Source organism: Paenibacillus silvae, assembly GCF_014639235.1.
Classification (GTDB): domain Bacteria; phylum Bacillota; class Bacilli; order Paenibacillales; family Paenibacillaceae; genus Paenibacillus; species Paenibacillus silvae.
In genome coordinates, this window is sequence record NZ_BMFU01000038.1 from 1 (window position 1) to 630 (window position 630).

Genomic DNA, 630 nt, shown 5'->3' on the forward strand with positions numbered 1-630 from the left:
CTGCACTTCCACCCCCAGCCTATCTACCTCGTCGTCTTCAAGGGGTCTTACATACTGGGAAATCTCATCTTGAGGGGGGCTTCACGCTTAGATGCTTTCAGCGCTTATCCCGTCCGTACATAGCTACCCAGCGGTGCTCCTGGCGGAACAACTGGTACACCAGCGGTACGTCCATCCCGGTCCTCTCGTACTAAGGACAGCTCCTCTCAAATTTCCTACGCCCACGACAGATAGGGACCGAACTGTCTCACGACGTTCTGAACCCAGCTCGCGTACCGCTTTAATGGGCGAACAGCCCAACCCTTGGGACCTACTTCAGCCCCAGGATGCGATGAGCCGACATCGAGGTGCCAAACCTCCCCGTCGATGTGGACTCTTGGGGGAGATAAGCCTGTTATCCCCAGGGTAGCTTTTATCCGTTGAGCGATGGCCCTTCCATGCGGTACCACCGGATCACTAAGCCCGACTTTCGTCCCTGCTCGACTTGTAGGTCTCGCAGTCAAGCTCCCTTATGCCTTTGCACTCTTCGAATGATTTCCAACCATTCTGAGGGAACCTTTGGGCGCCTCCGTTACTCTTTAGGAGGCGACCGCCCCAGTCAAACTGCCCACCTGACACTGTCCCCGTACC

At 56.3% G+C, this 630-nt stretch carries 1 rRNA gene; it reads right to left on the reverse strand.

What is annotated here, in order from left to right:
• A 23S ribosomal RNA gene (locus IEW26_RS30075) occupies positions 1 to 630 on the reverse strand; the annotation flags it as partial.